12 protein-coding genes are annotated in these 15695 nt (G+C 64.2%); 2 read left to right on the top strand and 10 right to left on the bottom strand.

What is annotated here, in order from left to right; translation table 11 throughout:
• The first annotated feature begins 247 nt into the window (after positions 1-247).
• The gene (locus DM373_RS24350; RefSeq protein WP_110995997.1) at positions 248-598 is read left to right on the top strand and encodes a BON domain-containing protein; all 351 of its coding nucleotides are present in this window, start codon (positions 248-250) and stop codon (positions 596-598) included.
• A gap of 79 nt (positions 599-677) precedes the next feature.
• Here the strand turns inward: DM373_RS24350 and DM373_RS24345 are convergent, their stop codons facing one another.
• The gene (locus DM373_RS24345) at positions 678-980 is read right to left on the bottom strand and encodes a heme-binding protein (RefSeq protein ID WP_110995996.1); all 303 of its coding nucleotides are present in this window, start codon (positions 978-980) and stop codon (positions 678-680) included.
• Between the two features lie 60 nt (positions 981-1040).
• Here DM373_RS24345 and DM373_RS24340 point away from each other — a divergent pair, with 60 nt between their 5' ends.
• Positions 1041-1454, top strand: a complete 414-nt coding sequence (locus tag DM373_RS24340) for a VOC family protein (protein ID WP_110995995.1) — start codon at positions 1041-1043, stop codon at positions 1452-1454.
• 191 nt (positions 1455-1645) lie between these two features.
• On the opposite strand, the gene DM373_RS24335 is transcribed toward DM373_RS24340, so the two are convergent.
• The 9 genes from DM373_RS24335 to DM373_RS24295 form a co-directional block, all read right to left on the bottom strand.
• Positions 1646-4582: a DUF748 domain-containing protein gene (locus tag DM373_RS24335; RefSeq protein WP_110995994.1), complete on the bottom strand. Its 2937-nt coding sequence runs from the start codon at positions 4580-4582 to the stop codon at positions 1646-1648.
• Between the two features lie 77 nt (positions 4583-4659).
• Positions 4660-5529, bottom strand: a complete 870-nt coding sequence (locus tag DM373_RS24330) for an oxygenase MpaB family protein (RefSeq protein ID WP_110995993.1) — start codon at positions 5527-5529, stop codon at positions 4660-4662.
• Positions 5530-5569: 40 nt separating this feature from the next.
• Positions 5570-7504 (bottom strand): acetate--CoA ligase, encoded by a 1935-nt coding sequence (gene acs, locus DM373_RS24325; RefSeq protein ID WP_110995992.1) that lies wholly within the window; start codon positions 7502-7504, stop codon positions 5570-5572.
• 249 nt (positions 7505-7753) lie between these two features.
• Positions 7754-9418: a glucose-6-phosphate isomerase gene (gene pgi, locus DM373_RS24320; RefSeq protein ID WP_110995991.1), complete on the bottom strand. Its 1665-nt coding sequence runs from the start codon at positions 9416-9418 to the stop codon at positions 7754-7756.
• Between the two features lie 255 nt (positions 9419-9673).
• Complete coding sequence (gene panC, locus DM373_RS24315) at positions 9674-10537, bottom strand: pantoate--beta-alanine ligase (RefSeq protein ID WP_110995990.1); 864 nt, start codon at positions 10535-10537, stop codon at positions 9674-9676.
• Positions 10534-11334 (bottom strand): 3-methyl-2-oxobutanoate hydroxymethyltransferase, encoded by an 801-nt coding sequence (gene panB / locus DM373_RS24310; protein WP_110995989.1) that lies wholly within the window; start codon positions 11332-11334, stop codon positions 10534-10536. The genes panC and panB overlap by 4 nt, the downstream gene beginning before the upstream one ends.
• A gap of 250 nt (positions 11335-11584) precedes the next feature.
• On the bottom strand, positions 11585-12064 hold the full coding sequence (gene folK / locus DM373_RS24305; RefSeq protein WP_110995988.1) for a 2-amino-4-hydroxy-6-hydroxymethyldihydropteridine diphosphokinase: 480 nt from the start codon (positions 12062-12064) through the stop codon (positions 11585-11587).
• Positions 12065-12066: 2 nt separating this feature from the next.
• Positions 12067-13461 (bottom strand): polynucleotide adenylyltransferase PcnB, encoded by a 1395-nt coding sequence (locus DM373_RS24300; RefSeq protein WP_110995987.1) that lies wholly within the window; start codon positions 13459-13461, stop codon positions 12067-12069.
• A 782-nt stretch (positions 13462-14243) separates the two neighbouring features.
• Complete coding sequence (locus DM373_RS24295; RefSeq protein WP_110995986.1) at positions 14244-15692, bottom strand: sigma-54-dependent transcriptional regulator; 1449 nt, start codon at positions 15690-15692, stop codon at positions 14244-14246.
• Positions 15693-15695: the final 3 nt, after the last annotated feature.

Raw genomic sequence — 15695 nt, 5'->3', positions numbered from 1 at the left:
GCGTCGATCATGCCCGTGGAGCCTTTGGAGGCAGGGCACAGGCCCCTGCGGGCGAGCTTGCAACTTGCACTCAACAATATCCGCATACTTGCAAATTGCACGATCCACTACGCCATGCAATTTTTATAAGCCACTGATTTATAAGGATTAATTAAAAGACAAAAACCTGGCACAGCCCCTGCAACATCACTCCTACCTGACGCCAGGAATCACGGCGCAGACCTTTCGAAAAACAGGAGTGACCCTCATGAAGAAGTTCGCCATTGCTGCCGCTACTGCTACCGCGCTGACCCTGACCATGGCTAACGCGGCGTTTGCTGCCCAGTCCACCCAGGCCCCGATGACGCTTGCGGCCGGTGAGGTGACCAAAGCCAAGGAAGCTACCTCCGATACCTGGATCACCACCAAGGTGAAGGCTGACCTGATGACCGAGAAAGGCGTGCCGGGCAGCGACATCAAGGTCGAAACCAACAAGGGCGTTGTGTCGTTGTCGTCCGAAACGGCGATTACCGATGCGCAGAAACAGATGGCTATCGCCATCGCCAAGAAAATCAAAGGTGTACAGGCCGTCTCGGCGGATGGCCTGAAGTCCGAATAAGGGATGTCCCGTCGGCCAAAGGGAATTGGCCACCATTCACGCAAAAGCCCCGGCACCTGCCGGGGCTTTTGCTTGTGCGTCAGACCCCGGGATTGCGGGCGATCACGTCACTTTCGAAACACACCTGTTCCAGGATCAACGGCTCCACCAATGGGCGGCTGTCGCGAAAGTGCGCAGTCTGGGTATGTGCCTCGTAGGCCGCGTCGTCGCGGTAGATCTCGTACAGGTAGATCACCTGCGGGTCTTCGCGGTCCACCGACACATCGAACACCAGGCAGCCGGGCTCGGTAGCGACCGAGGCAGCCGCATTGGCTTTGATGGCGCTGAGAAAGGCTTCGGTGGTACCGGGCTTCACGCGCGTCTTGATAAACAGGCTATACACAGGCGCTTCCTTTTGTTTTAAATTCGCACTCGAATTGTATACAAAAATGGAGTCCTGACCATGACCGATCTACCTGCCCGCCCGGGCCGACTCAACGGCCTGCGCCACATTGCCCTGCTGGTGCCCAATCTGGAGGAGTGCGAGCGCTTCTATGTCGATGTGCTGGGTATGGAAGTACTCAATCGCGCCAACGAGGACCTGGTCTATCTCACCTGCGGTAACGACAACCTCTCGTTGGGGCGAGGCGCAGGTGCTGCCAATGGCCTGCAAACCCTGGATCACTATGGGTTCATCGTCGACAGCGTGGAGGAGCTGGAAGCCTGGTACCAGTACTTCAAGGCCCGTGGCGTAACCTTGCTCGACCGCCCGTTCAACCACGGCGACGGGGCGCGCAGCTTCCATTTGCTGGACCCGGCGGGGAACAAGGTACAGCCGTTGTATCACCCGTCGGTGTCGGGGCAGCGGCTGGTTTGAGTGTTTGATTGGCGGCAATCGCGGGTGTGGCTGCTCCGGACCCTACTTGTGTAGGAGCGGCCTTGTGCCGCGAAAGGGCTGCGCAGCGGCCCCGGCAATCTATGTGGTAGCGCTAGGGCCGCTTTGCGGCCCTTTCGCGGCACAAGGCCGCTCCTACAGCGGACGGGCAGACCACATCATCAGAAGCCGAGCTACTCGGCATCCAGATGCAGCGGCGTTACCACCCGTCCATCACTCTCGGCCTGGCCGAGGGATGCGTCGATGAAGTACACCCGGTCATCTTCGAGTTGCCCCTTGTCCACCAGGTAGTCCTTGATGCTGCTGGCCCGTTCCTGGCCGAGGGTGCGCAGCAGCGGGGCACTTTCGGCCCAGGACTTGATCACCGCCTCGCGCAGCTTGGTGGTGCGCTCGTCACGGCCGAGCTTTTCCCACTCGGCGGGCGGCTGCTGCTTCAGCCGGGTGCGGTAGATACCTTCGAGCATGGGCGGCTTGTCGCTGTCATCCACCACCAGCAGTGACGGATTGGCCGGCACCTTGTCGCCACGGCGCTGCAGTACCTTGTACCAGGTAGCCTGGTATTCGCGCTCCAGGCGCTGCTGGGCGATCAGCGGGCCATCGCTGCCCTGGGCGGCGGTACCTTCGATCTCCAGGCGCAGCTCCGGGCGCTCTTTGAGCGCAGAGGCCAGTTTGTCCAGCGAGGCCTGGGCGTCGCTGCTGAGCTCGCTTGAACCTGCGGCGAACGAGACATTGCCCAGATCTTGCGCCCCACCGCCAGAAACCAACCCGCCGATGAACTTGAACGGCGCTTGGGCTGCGCGCAGCACCAGGTTGCGCAGGGTCTGCCAGACGATCGGCATCACGCTGAACTGCGGGTTGTTGAGGTCGCCGGAGATCGGCAGTTCGATGGAGATCTTGCCCTCGGTATCCTTGAGCAGTGCCACTGCCAGGCGGATCGGCAGGTCCACCGCGTCCGGGCTGTCGACCTTCTCGCCCAACTGCAGTTGCTCGACCACCAGCTTGTTCTCGGCTTTCAGCTGGCCGTTGGTGATCAGGTAATGCAGGTCGAGGTTCAGGCGCCCCTTGCGGATGCGAAAGCCCGCGAACTTGCCCGAGTAGGGGGTCAGGGTGGTCAGTTCGACGCGCTTGAAGCTGGTGGCGATATCCAGGCTGGCCAGCGGATTGAACGGGTTGAGCGCGCCCTTGATGGTCACCGGCGCGTAACGGTCGACCTTGCCCTTGATGTCCACCTTGGCCGGTTGCGGCTTGCGGTTGTCGAGGGTGCCGATCTGGCCGTTGAGCTGTTGCACGGCGGTGGCGAAGTTGGGGGTCAGGGTCAGGTCGGCGAAGTTGGCCGAGCCGTCGTTGATGCTGATCTGGCCGATGCGGATGCCCAGCGGCTTGCTGCTGCCGGCAGTGGCAGGCTTGCCCTGGGAGGCCGCAGGCGCCCCGGCGGGTTGCGGGATCAGCAGGTCACTCACGTTGGTGGTGCGGTCTTCGTTGATGATGAAGCGCGCATAGGGTTGCAGCAGGGTCACCTTGTCGATCGACAGGGCGTCGCCATGCACATAGGACAGGCCATCGACGTTGACCTGCTGCCATTTGACGAAGTCGCGGTTCTTGATGGTGTCCAGGGTGTGCAGCTGGTTGACCTGGGCCTTGCCGCCGATGTCGAAGGCCAGCGGCTCGGTGCTCTTCAGGTTCACTTTGAGGTCGCTGGACAGCATGCCGCTGCGCAGTTCCAGGCGAATGAACGGGCTGATGTAGGCCTGGGCCACGCGCAGGTCGATGTCGCGGGTGGCCACATCGAGCTTGGCGGTGATCGGTGCCAGGTTGACAACGCCCGCGGCCTGCAGCTTGCCCTGCTTGCCCACGCCGGTATCGAGCTTGAGGGTGAAGGGCGACTGGTTGAGGCTGTCGAAGTCCTGCAGGTCGAGGTTGAGCGGGCCGACGTCCAGCGCCACGGGCTCCTTCTGGCTGCGGTCGGCCAGATGGATCATGTAGTTGCGTGCCTGTACGTCCTTGAGCAATACCTGCCAGGGCTTGCTCGGCGCCTTGGCGGCCTTTTCCTTGTCGGTGGGTTCGGCGGCGGCAGGCTCGGCCTTTTCCTTGGGGGTAGCCTTGGCCGGCTGGCTGGCGAACAGCTTCTGCCAGTCGAGCTGGCCATCCTTCTCCAGCGCCGCCCAGGTTTCGAGTTTTTCGCTGCGGATCTTGCCGACGGTCACCAGCTGCTTGGCCAGGTCGATGGACGTTTCGCTGACCTCCAGGTTGGCCAGGCGCGCCAGCGGTCGGCCATCGGGGGCCTTGATGGCGAACGGCGCAATGCGTACGGCGGTCTGGTCCAGCAACAGCTCGGTCTCTTTGGCCAGGCTGAGCTTGTAATGGGTGTCGAGGCTGATGACGCCATCTTCCAGCACCAGGGGCACTGCGTCGCGTACGTAGGGCCAGAACGCTTTCATCTTGCCGTCGGTGACTTTCAGCGTGCCTTCGGAGGCGATCGGCGCAAGGCTCAGGGTACCGCTCCAATCGATGCGCCCGCCGTTGGGGCCGTTGGCCACCAGGGTCATGTCGGCGTTGTCGTCAGGCAGGGTGCTGAGGTTCTTGAGCTCCAGGTTCATCGAGTCGTAGATGAACTCGATCGGCTCGCTGGGGCGCTGGTCCTCGAAGTGCAGGTAGCCTTCGCTGAGCTTGATGCTGCCGATGCGCAGCGGGAAGGGGTCGCTGGGCGGCTCTTCGGCTTTCGGCTCGCTGGGTGGCAGCTTGAACAGCTGGGTCAGGTTGAGGCTGCCGTCCTTGGCGAACAGCAGCTCGGTGCGCGGCTTGTCCAGCTCGACGGCTTCCAGGTGCAGGGCCTTGGTCCACAGGCTGTCGAGTGCCAGGTTGGCGTACAGCCGTTCGAAACCGACCTGCTCCTTGCCGGGCTCGCCGATCTGCAGGCCCCACAGCGTCAGCTCGAGGCTGAACGGGTTGAGCTCGATGCGCTGCAGGTGCGCCGGCACGGTGGCGTGCTGCGCCAGCTGCTGGTTGGCAATGCGCAGTGCGATGCCGGGGAGAATGAGGAAGCCGAGCAGGCTGTACAGGGCCACCAGGGCCAGCAAGGCGCCGAGGGCGCGAGTCAATCCTTTGTGCATGTGTCGCTTCGTCTGTAACAGGCTGGAGTGCTTGGAGTATGGCACGTTCAACAGGTTCCGCCGGGGCAGAAAACACCTCATTCAATCCCCATGCGCCGCCTTGCGCGGTGCGCCGAACTGTCGCGCATGGCCCAGCGCAGCACCGGGGCGGTATTGGCCAGGCCCAGGCGGATCAGGCGCCTGGCCAGCAGGCCTTGCTGCAGGCCAAGCATCTGCTGGGCCCAGCCTGGCAGCAGGTCCGCTCCCGCCTTGAGCATCAGTTTGCCCACCGGCTCGGCCAGGCGGCTGGGCGCCGGGGCCTTGAACAGGATGTCGATCACTTCCAGGCTGCGGGCATCGCAGAGCAGCTGTGGGCGCATGCGTTGCAGGTAGTCCTCGATCTGGCTGCAGGAGCGCGGCACGTCGCGGGCACCCAGGCGCTCGGCGATCAGGGCGATCTCGTTGTAGTAGGCGTCCTGATCGGCACGGGGCAGGCCGGGGTTGCGGTAGCGCAGGTGGGCGGCGAGAAAACTGCTCACTTCGGCCACGTGCACCCAGGTCAGCAGGTCGGGGTCGCTGGCGGCATAAGGGCGCCCGTCCGCGGCGGTGCCGACCACCTTGAGGTGGATGGTGCGTACCTTGTCGATGAGCCACTCGGCGTCGCGGGTCGAGCCGAACGTGGTGCCGGAGATGAACTGGCTGGTACGGCGCAGGCGGCCGAGCAGGTCTTCGCGAAAGTTCGAATGGTCCCACACGCCAGCCAGTGCCAGTGGGTGCAGCAACTGCAACATCAACGCACTGATGCCACCCACCAGCATGCTCGGGAAGTCGCCGTGCACCTGCCAGCTGATGCTCTGAGGGCCGAACAGCCCGGGGTCGCCTTTGGGCGTTTCCAGGTCGAGCTGGCCGAGGGCCAGCCCGGTAAGGCTCATGACCTGGGTTTCGATGCGGCGGCGTAGGGCTTCCATGGCAACCTTGAGGGCAGGGCAGCCCTGCCCGGGCCGCGGGTTACTGGTTGAGGCGCTTGTCGATCAGGCCCTGGACCACGCTCGGGTCGGCGAGGGTGGAGGTATCTCCCAGGTTGTCCAGTTCGTTGCAGGCGATCTTGCGCAGTATACGCCGCATGATCTTGCCTGAGCGGGTCTTGGGCAGGGCCGGGGCCCACTGGATCAGCTCGGGCTTGGCGAAGCTGCCGATTTCCTTGCTGACCAGCGCCAGTAGTTCGGCCTTGAGCGCATCGTCCGGGGCGACACCATTCATGGGTGTGACGAAGGCATACACGCCCTGGCCTTTCAGGTCGTGCGGGTAACCCACCACCGCGGCCTCGGCGACGCTGTCGTGCAGCACCAGCGCGCTCTCGACCTCGGCGGTGCCGATGCGGTGGCCGGAGACATTGATCACATCGTCGATGCGCCCGGTGATCCAGTAGTCGCCGTCGGCGTCGCGACGGGCTCCGTCGCCAGTGAAGTAGTAGCCGGGCAGCGGTTTGAAGTAGGTGTCGACCATGCGCTGATGATCGCCGTAGACACTGCGGATCTGCCCTGGCCAACTGGCCTTGATCGCCAGCAGCCCGGCGCCGGGGCCTTCGATGAGCTTGCCTTTTTCGTCCAGCAATACAGGTTGCACGCCGAACATGGGCTGGGTGGCGCAGCCGGGCTTGAGGCGCTGGGTGCCGGGCAGAGGGGTGAGCATGATGCCGCCGGTCTCGGTCTGCCACCAGGTGTCGACGATGGGGCAGCGCTGCTGCCCGACTGCCTCGAAATACCACTCCCAGGCTTCGGGGTTGATCGGCTCGCCGACGCTGCCGAGCAGGCGCAGGCTCTGGCGTGAGGTGCCTTGCAAGGGGCCGGATCCTTCGCGCATCAAGGCGCGCAGGGCGGTGGGCGCGGTATAGAAGATATTCACCCGGTGCTTGTCCACCACTTGCCAGAAGCGCGAGGTGTCGGGGTAGTTGGGCACGCCCTCGAACATCAGCGAGATCGCCCCGTTGGCCAGCGGGCCGTAGACGATATAGCTGTGGCCGGTTACCCAGCCGACATCGGCGGTGCACCAGAACACCTCGCCGTCGCGGTAGTCGAACACCACCTTGAAGGTCATCGTGGCCTGCAGCAGGTAGCCGGCGGTGGTGTGCAGCACGCCCTTGGGTTTGCCGGTGCTGCCGGAGGTGTAGAGGATGAACAGCGGGTCTTCGGCCGCCATGGGTTCGGGCGGGCAGTCATCGCCGGCCTTATCGGTGGCCTCGTGGTACCAGAGGTCGCGGCCATCGCTCCAGGCCACATCGCCCCCGGTGCGTCGCACCACCAGCACGCTGCTGACATTGGGGCAACTGGCCAGGGCCTTGTCGACGTTCTGTTTGAGCGGTATGCGCTTGCCGCCACGTACCCCTTCGTCGGCCGTGATCACCGTGCGGCAGTCGGCGTCGAGGATGCGGTCACGCAGGGCGTCGGGCGAGAAACCGCCGAACACCACCGAGTGGATGGCGCCGATGCGTGTGCAGGCGAGCATGGCGTAGGCGGCTTCGGGGATCATCGGCATGTACAGGCAGACCCGGTCGCCTTTGTTCACCCCGCGCGCTTTGAGCGCATTGGCCAGGCGGCAGACCTGGCGGTGCAGTTCGCGGTAGCTGATGGCCTTGCTGTCGTTCGGGTCGTCGCCCTCCCACAGCAAGGCCGTCTGTTCGCCGCGCTGGGCCAGGTGGCGGTCGATGCAGTTGTAGGAAACGTTGAGCTGGCCGCCGTCGAACCAGCGCGCCGTGCCGGTTTTCAGGTCGCATTGCTGCACGCTGGCCCAGGGCTTGATCCAGTCCAGGCGTTTGGCCTGTTCGGCCCAGAAGCTGTCGGGGTTTTCCACCGACTGGCGGTAGAGGCGACGGTAATCGTCGTCGGTCAGTTCGGCGGCCTGGCAGACGGCCAGGGCCTGGGGGTAGTTGCGGATATCGAACATGGCGGGTGGTCCTGCTCTTGTTGGGGAGTGGGACTGCGGCGGCTATTCGATGGACAGTGTAGAAGGTGGGGGTGTTCCTGGAGGTGCGCAGATCGTGCGATCTGTGGGAGCGGCTTTAGCCGCGAAGCAGGCGACGCGGTGGATGGCACCGGCTTCGCCGGTGTTCGCGGCTGAAGCCGCTCCCACAGGCCCGTGCAAATCAGCGAGTTATTTGCAGGCCTGTGAGAGCGGTCGTATATCAGCTTGGCATCAACCGCGGTGACGGCCGCGGAAGTAGTTGATCAGGCCCTGGGTGGAGCCGTCCTCGGCGCTTTCTTCCAGGCTGCCGACCAGGCGCTGGTACACGCCCTTGCCCAGCTCCTTGCCCAGCTCCACGCCCCACTGGTCGAAGGCGTTGATACCCCAGATCACGCTCTGCACGAAGACCTTGTGCTCGTACATGGCCACCAGCGCGCCAAGCCGGCGCGGGCTGATGCGCTCGACCACCAGGGTGTTGCTCGGGCGGTTGCCCGGGATCACCTTGTGCGGGGCGAGCTTGGCGATGTCGGCTTCGTTCAGGCCCTTGGCGCGCAGTTCGGCTTCGGCTTCCTCGCGGGTCTTGCCGAGCATCAGCGCCTGGCTCTGCGACAGGCAGTTGGCATACAGCCACTGGTGATGGTCGGCCACCGGGTTGAAGCTCACCACCGGCACGATGAAGTCGGCCGGGATCATCTGGGTGCCCTGGTGCAGCAACTGGTGGTAGGCGTGCTGGCCATTGCAGCCCACGCCGCCCCAGATCACCGGGCCAGTGTCGGTTTTCACCGGGGTGCCGTCGGTCAGCACGCTCTTGCCGTTGGACTCCATGTCCAGCTGCTGCAGGTGCTTGGTGATGTTGCGCAGGTAGTGGTCGTACGGCAGGATCGCGTGGCTCTTGGCGCCCCAGAAGTTGCCGTACCACACGCCCAGCAGGGCCAGCAGCACCGGCATGTTCTTGTCGAACGGCGCGGTCTGGAAGTGCTGGTCCATGGTGTAGGCGCCGGACAGCAGCTCCTTGAAGTTGGCGGTGCCGATGGCCAGGGCGATCGGCAGGCCGATGGCCGACCACAGCGAGTAACGCCCGCCGACCCAGTCCCACATCGGGAAGATGTTCTCTTCGCGGATACCGAAGGCCACGGCGGCGGCCTTGTTGCTCGACACGGCGATGAAGTGGCGGTACAGCTCGGCTTCCGAACCACCCTGGGCCAGGTACCAGGTGCGGGCGGCCATGGCGTTCTTCAGGGTTTCGAGGGTGTTGAACGACTTCGACGAGACGATGAACAGGGTGGTCTCGGCGCGCAGGTTGGCCGACAGTTCATGGAATTCGCTGCCGTCGATGTTGGCCAGGTAGTGGCAACGGACGCCGCGCTGGGCATAGGGCAGCAGGGCCTCGGAGACCAGTTCCGGGCCGAGGAACGAGCCGCCGATGCCGATGTTGACCACGTCGGTGATCGGCTTTTCGCTGTAGCCGCGCCACAGGCCGTCGTGGATGCGGCCGACCAGCTCGGTGATCTGGTTCAGCACCTTGTGCACTTCCGGCATCACGTTGGCGCCGTTGACGCTGAGCTTGTCGCCGACCGGGCGGCGCAGCGCGGTGTGCAGCACCGGGCGGCCTTCCGAGCCGTTGATGATTTCGCCGCTGAACATCGACTTGATGGCGTCGCCCAGCTCGACTTCGTTGGCCAGGTTCACCAGCAGTTCGCGGGTCTGCTCGTTGATGAGGTTCTTCGAGTAGTCGAGGAACAACCCGCAACAGCTCAGGGAAAACTGTTCGAAGCGCTTGCCGTCGGCGGCGAAGGCTTCGCGCATGCTGAAGCCCTGCATGGCGTCGCGGTGTTGCTGGAGCGCCTGCCAGGCGGGCAGCGCCGTCACATCGTGGGGAGTACGGTAATACGCCATTGCGGATGGTTTCCTTGGTGCATGGTCAGGCTATGACACTGGCGATCTTCGCCAGTTGCAAGCTGCTCATTATAGGCATTGGTCGCAAAGCGGGAATGGGGGGCGGGGCATGAAATATTGCAGGTACAGGTTTGTGCGTGGGAGCGGGCTTGCCCCGCGATACCGGCGCAGCCGGTGCCATCCATCGCGGGGCAAGCCCGCTCCCACGCAACCGCTCTAAATCGATTGGTTAGAGTATGTCCCAAGAGAGCGGGATCAGGCGTTGCGTTCTTCCAGGTGCAGGTACAAGTTGTCGATCAACCGAGTGTTACCCATGTACGCCGCCGCAATCACCACCAGGTCACGGTCATCGACCTGTGCCGGGCGCAGGGTAAGCGCATGGCATACCTCCAGGTAGTCCTTGCGGAATCCCGCCGCTTCCAGTTGAGCCTGCCCTTCACCGATCAGCGCCGCGAAATCACGCTGGCCACGGCGAATGGCCTCGGCCATGGCGCTGAGGGTGCGATACAGCGCTGGCGCACTGGCACGCTGCTCGGCGTTGAGGTATCCGTTGCGCGACGACAGCGCCAGGCCATCTTCGGCGCGCACGGTCGGCTCGCCGAGGATCTGGATCGGCATGTTCAGGTCGCGAACCATGGCGCGAATCACCGCCAGTTGCTGGAAGTCCTTCTCGCCGAACACGGCAAGGTCGGGTTGGACCATGTTGAACAGCTTGCTGACCACGGTCGCCACGCCTTCGAAGTGCCCGGGGCGGCTGGCGCCGCACAGGCCTTCGGACAACTGCGGCACGCTGACGCGGGTCTGCACGGCCATGCCATCGGGGTACATCTCCTCGACGGTGGGGGTGAACAGCAGGTGGCAGCCCGCTTCGAGCAGTTTTTCCTGGTCGGCGGCGAGGGTGCGGGGGTATTTGTCCAGGTCTTCGCCGGCACCGAACTGCAGCGGGTTGACGAAGATGCTGGCAACCACGAAGTCGGCGCGCTGGGCGGCCTTGGTCACCAGGGCGGCGTGGCCGCTGTGCAGGTTGCCCATGGTCGGCACGAACGCGATGCGCTTGCCCTCGCCACGGGCACGGGCCACGGCGGCACGCAGTTCAAGGACGGTCTTGACGGTATTCATGCGCTGAACCCATGTTCACTGGCGGGGAAGCTGACGTCTTTCACGGCTTGCACATAGGCTTTGAGCGCGCTGTCGATGTCCGGCTGGCCGGCCATGAAGTTCTTCACGAACTTCGGCACGCGGCCGCTGAGGGACAAACCGAGCATGTCGTGCAGCACCAGCACCTGGCCATCGGTGGCGCTACCGGCACCGATACCGATCACCGGAATGGCCACTGCCTGGGTGATCTCTGCGGCCAGCTCGCTGGGCACGCACTCGAGCAGCAGCATGGCGGCGCCCGCTTGCTCCAGGGCGATGGCATCGGCGCGCATCTGCCGTGCCTGGGCTTCCTGGCGGCCTTGGACCTTGTAGCCGCCGAGCACGTTGACGGTCTGTGGCGTGAGGCCCATGTGCGCGCACACCGGCACGCCGCGTTCGGCCAGCAGGCGGATGGTCTCGGCCAGCCAGGCGGCGCCTTCGATCTTGACCATGTGGGCGCCGGCGCGCATCAGTTGGGCGGCGTTGCTGAACGCCTGCTCAGGGGTGGCATGGGCCATGAAGGGCAGGTCGCTGAGGATCAGCGCGCCGTCGTTGCCGCGTTTGACGCAGGCGGTGTGGTAGGCCATGTCGTCGTTGCTGACGGGCAGGGTGCTGTCATGCCCTTGCAGGACCATTCCCAGGGAGTCGCCCACCAGCAGGATTTCCACGCCGGCCTGGCTTGCGGCCTTGGCGAAGGTTGCGTCATAGCAGGTCAGCATGGTGATTTTTTCACCCTTGGCCTTCAGGCCATGCAGGGTGGTCAGGGTTACTTCAGGCATGTAGGGGCATCCTCGTTCAGGCGCTGTGAAAAACAACTGCGTACAACGCGTGTATTCATCAAGCGGAGCGGCACATCATCGTCTGTGATGTTCGGGCACAGGTCCGTCCGGGCCTAAATGGGTGATTGCGACATAGTGGCGCCGCGGGACGCCTATAGTCGTGAGCGAGGTGGGGGAAGTCAATGACCCGTGTTACCGCATTGTTACGCGGTGGGTGTTACTGGCGTTACCGCCGTCTGAAACGCCCGGTTTACAGGCGTTCCAGGCCGACGAACGGGCAGTCCTTAAGCAATTGCTGCAGGCTGCGGCCATCGGCGAGGCGGAAGTCGGCGTCGACCAGCTCGGCGAGCGGGTAGAGCACGAAGGGGCGGGCGTGCATGTGGTAGTGCGGTACTTGCAGGCGCGGTACGTCGATGAGCTGGTCACCGAACAGCAGCATGTCCAGGTCGAGGGTGCGCGGGCCCCAGCGCTCCTGGCGGACCCGGCCCTGGTCGTTCTCGATGGCTTGCAGGGCGTCGAGCAGGTCAAGCGGCGCCAGCCGGGTATCGATGGCCGCCACGGCATTGGTGTAGCGCGGCTGGCCGGGCAGCAGCGAGTCGCTGGTGTACAGCGCCGAAGCCGCTGCCAGGCGAGTGTCGGCCAGCACATCCAGCGCCTGCAGGGCGCTGCGCAGCTGCTCGGCGGGCTCGTCGAGGTTGCTGCCCAGGCCGATGTAAGCGCGGGTAGTCATGCTCAGTCCCACGCCTGGTCGTCGTCGCGCTTGCGTTTGCTGGGGCTGCGCTTGCGCTTGCGCGGGCCGGCGCCGGTGCTGGCACCGTCGTCGCGGCTGCCCAGTTCGCGAATCATGTCGCGGCGCTGGCTGTCATTGGCGTCCTGGTAGTCGGTCCACCACTGGCCCAGGCCATCGGTTTCCTCGCCTGCGCTTTCACGCAGCAGCAGGAAGTCGTAGCCGGCGCGGAAACGCGGGTTGTCCAGCAGCATGTCGGCGCGTTTGCCGCTGCGCCGTGGCAGGCGCTCCTGCATGTCCCAGATCTCGCGGATCGGCAGGGTGAAACGCTTGGGGATGGCAATGCGTTGGCACTGCTCTGCAATCAGGTCGTGGGCCGCGCCATTCATGGCCGGGATCGGCGGTACGCCTTGGCTCTGCAGGTGCAGCGCGCGGCCTGGCAGGGCTGGCCAGAGCAGGGCGGCGAAGAGGAACGCAGGCGTGACCGGCTTGCCCTGCTTGACGCGCAGGTCGGTGTTGGCCAGGGCCTGGCTGATCAGCGTGTGGGTGTAGGTCGGGCGCTCTTCCAGGGCATGGGCACTGGCAGGGAACAGCGGCTCGAACAACTCCAGGTCGACCAGCATCTCGAAGGCCAACGCGCCCTGGCCGTTGAGGAACAGCTTGAGGGTTTCTTCGAACAAACGCGCTGGCGGGATCTCGCGCAGCAGCTTGGCCAGCTGGCGGATCGGTTGCACGGTGTGCTTTTCGATGCCGAAGTTCAGCTTGGCGGCGAAGCGCACGGCGCGCAGCATGCGCACCGGGTCTTCCTGGTAGCGGTGCGTCGGGTCGCCGATCAGGCGCAGCAGGCGGTTGCGCACATCGTGCACGCCGTTGGCGTAATCGAGCACGCGCTCGTTGACCGGGTCGTAGTACAGGGCGTTGATGGTGAAGTCGCGGCGCTGCGCGTCTTCCTCAAGGGTGCCGTACACGTTGTCGCGCAGGATGCGGCCGCTGGCATTGTGCGAGGAACGGTGGCTGTCGGCCTGGTCCTCGTCCGAGTGCGGGGCGCGGAAGGTGGCGACTTCGATGATCTCGCGGCCGAAATGCACGTGGACCAGCTTGAAGCGCCGGCCAATGATGCGGGCGTTGCGGAACTCGGCGCGCACCTGTTCGGGGGTGGCGCTGGTGGCGACGTCGAAGTCCTTGGGCGTGATGCCCAGCATCAGGTCGCGTACGCAGCCACCGACCAGATAGGCCTGGTAGCCGGCCGCCTGCAGGCGCTCGACGATGCCCACGGCATGGCGGCTGAACTGGCTGCGCTGCAGCGAGTGCTGGCTCTTGTTGATCACTTCAGGCGTGGTGCGCCTGTGGTGCTGGCCGGGGACCGGCGGGCGGAACGACTGGAACAGCTTCTTCAGCATGGGATGCACTGTTTGAAGGAATGTTCGGCCAAGGATAGGAGAATGGCCGCATGATGGGCGGGGATTCTAGCATTTACTGGGGGAATGGTGTAGGCGGCGTGCCAAGGGGCGTGGCAGACGCCCAGAAACGACAATGGGGAGCCGAAGCTCCCCACCAAGTCGTTGTGTGCTCTTATTGTTTTTCTGCTGGGCTTCTTGTTTTTGTTGAGTGCCCTGTTCACAAATCTCGAAGCTTGTGAACGACCCCTAAACCAGGGGTGAAGAGCAAACGGATTGCTTTGGTCGCCGAGTTGATGCTGATCTTTCGATCCAATCAGTTCAGGTGCTGCTTTTGAGTGCAGTTTTTGTTGTTCTCTGTCTGATCGTGGGGCAAGCCCCAAACACAGCTCCTCTCCAAAAGAATCAGTTAGCTGCGCCTCCGCCGTCTTGTTTTTATTGTGCGTGAGCCGTTTCGTCTTGTTCTTATTCTGAGTTGCAGTGCTTGTTATTGTTCTTGTACCAGACATATAGCAGATGCCGTGCCAACTTTTGAAAAGCCAATGAATCCGGGGGTTTTGGCCATTTCGGCGGCTATCCGTGCCGGGCAAATGTAGAAATTTCGTTACCGTACGCCTCGTGGGCTGTTACGCCGAAGGGCAGAGGTAACAGATTTTTGCGGGAACTGATCTGTTACCGCGCTTCCCTCGAAAGCATCGCGGGGCAAGCCCGCTCCCACGCCAGCTGCTCCAGATGGGGCGTCAAGCGTGGGAGCGGGCTTGCCCCGCGATTGGTATGACGCTGTATCAGTTGTCGCTGGTGGCGTTGCTCTTGCGCCGCGGAATGCCCAGGCGCTGGCGACGCTCCCACAGGCACTTGCGGCTCACGCCCAGCTTGCGCGCCAGTTCCGTCTCGGTCATGTGGTCCTGGTGTTCAAGGACGAAGTGCTGGAAGTAGTCCTCCAGCGACAGGTCTTCGGTGGGCTCGTGGCTGGCATTGCCGGCACCGTTGCTGACCAGGGCGGGCAGGTGGGCCAGGCCATCGACCTCTTCGAGGTCGCTGAGCTCGATGTCGATGCCCAGCAGGTCTGCGGAAATCTCCGCGCTCTCGCTCAGGATCACCGCGCGCTCCACGGCGTTCTCCAGCTCGCGCACGTTGCCCGGCCAGCTGTAGTGACGGATGGCCTGCTCGGCTTCGTGGGAGAAATGCAGGTCGTCGCGGCCGATGCGCGCGCTCTGGCGGGCGAGGAACGTGTCGGCGATTTCGTTGACGTCGCTGCCGCGCTCGCGCAGGGCGGGCAGCTTGAGCGCAATCACGTGCAGGCGGTAATACAGGTCTTCACGGAACTGGCCGGCCTTGGCCAGGTTCTTCAGGTCACGGTGGGTCGCAGCGATCAGGCGCACATCGACCTTTTGCGACTGTACCGAGCCGACTCGGCGTATCTCGCCTTCCTGCAGCACACGCAACAGGCGGGCTTGTGCCTCAAGCGGCAGCTCGCCGATCTCGTCGAGGAACAGGGTGCCGCCATCGGCCGCCTCGACCAGGCCGGCACGGCCGGCACTGGCACCGGTGAACGCGCCTTTTTCGTGGCCGAACAGTTCGGATTCGATCAGGGTTTCCGGGATCGCCGCGCAGTTCACCGAGATCATCGGCGCCTTGGCCCGGCGCGAAAGATTGTGCAGGGCGCGGGCGACCAGCTCCTTGCCGGTGCCCGACTCGCCCTGGATCAGCACGTTGGAGTCGGTGGGCGCGACCTTGCGGATCTTGACGAACAGGTCCTGCATGGGCGCGCAGGAACCGATGATGCCGATTTCGCCATTGGCGGCTGCGGGGCTGGACTTGTCCGCGCCGGCCTTGCCATTGGTGGCCCGTGGTTCGGCGACCGCTGCCGCGGCTGGCGCGTTCTGCCGGTCGCGCAGGATGCGCGCGACGGCCTGCAGCATTTCGTCGTGGTCGAAGGGCTTGGCGATGTAGTCCACCGCGCCCATTTTCATCGAGTCCACCGCCGAGCGCAGGCTGGCGTAGCTGGTCATGATCAGCACCGGCGTGCCCTGGCCAAGCTTGATCAGCTCGGTGCCCGGGGCGCCGGGCAGGCGCAGGTCGCTGACGATCAGGTCAAAGGTGGCAATGCTGAAGCGTTCCTGGGCTTCCTGCACCGAGCCGGCTTCGCTGACCTGGTACTGGTTGCGTTCGAGCAGGCGGCGCAGGGCCGAACGGATGATGGTTTCGTCTTCGACGATCAGAATGTGCGGCATTGA

The organism is Pseudomonas sichuanensis (assembly GCF_003231305.1).
In the GTDB taxonomy this organism is placed as follows: Bacteria; Pseudomonadota; Gammaproteobacteria; order Pseudomonadales; family Pseudomonadaceae; genus Aquipseudomonas; species Aquipseudomonas sichuanensis.
This window is presented reverse-complemented; position numbering and strand designations above follow the sequence as displayed.

What these genes read in the sequence shown, in the direction of transcription:
- panB (WP_110995989.1), bottom strand. Translation starts at nt 11,334, where the DNA reads ATGCCTGAAGTAACCCTGACCACCCTGCATGGCCTGAAGGCCAAGGGT.
- DM373_RS24350 (WP_110995997.1), top strand. Translation starts at nt 248, where the DNA reads ATGAAGAAGTTCGCCATTGCTGCCGCTACTGCTACCGCGCTGACCCTG.
- DM373_RS24295 (WP_110995986.1), bottom strand. Translation starts at nt 15,692, where the DNA reads ATGCCGCACATTCTGATCGTCGAAGACGAAACCATCATCCGTTCGGCC.
- pgi (WP_110995991.1), bottom strand. Translation starts at nt 9,418, where the DNA reads ATGGCGTATTACCGTACTCCCCACGATGTGACGGCGCTGCCCGCCTGG.
- panC (WP_110995990.1), bottom strand. Translation starts at nt 10,537, where the DNA reads ATGAATACCGTCAAGACCGTCCTTGAACTGCGTGCCGCCGTGGCCCGT.
- acs (WP_110995992.1), bottom strand. Translation starts at nt 7,504, where the DNA reads ATGTTCGATATCCGCAACTACCCCCAGGCCCTGGCCGTCTGCCAGGCC.
- DM373_RS24300 (WP_110995987.1), bottom strand. Translation starts at nt 13,461, where the DNA reads ATGCTGAAGAAGCTGTTCCAGTCGTTCCGCCCGCCGGTCCCCGGCCAG.
- DM373_RS24330 (WP_110995993.1), bottom strand. Translation starts at nt 5,529, where the DNA reads ATGGAAGCCCTACGCCGCCGCATCGAAACCCAGGTCATGAGCCTTACC.
- DM373_RS24340 (WP_110995995.1), top strand. Translation starts at nt 1,041, where the DNA reads ATGACCGATCTACCTGCCCGCCCGGGCCGACTCAACGGCCTGCGCCAC.
- DM373_RS24335 (WP_110995994.1), bottom strand. Translation starts at nt 4,582, where the DNA reads ATGCACAAAGGATTGACTCGCGCCCTCGGCGCCTTGCTGGCCCTGGTG.
- folK (WP_110995988.1), bottom strand. Translation starts at nt 12,064, where the DNA reads ATGACTACCCGCGCTTACATCGGCCTGGGCAGCAACCTCGACGAGCCC.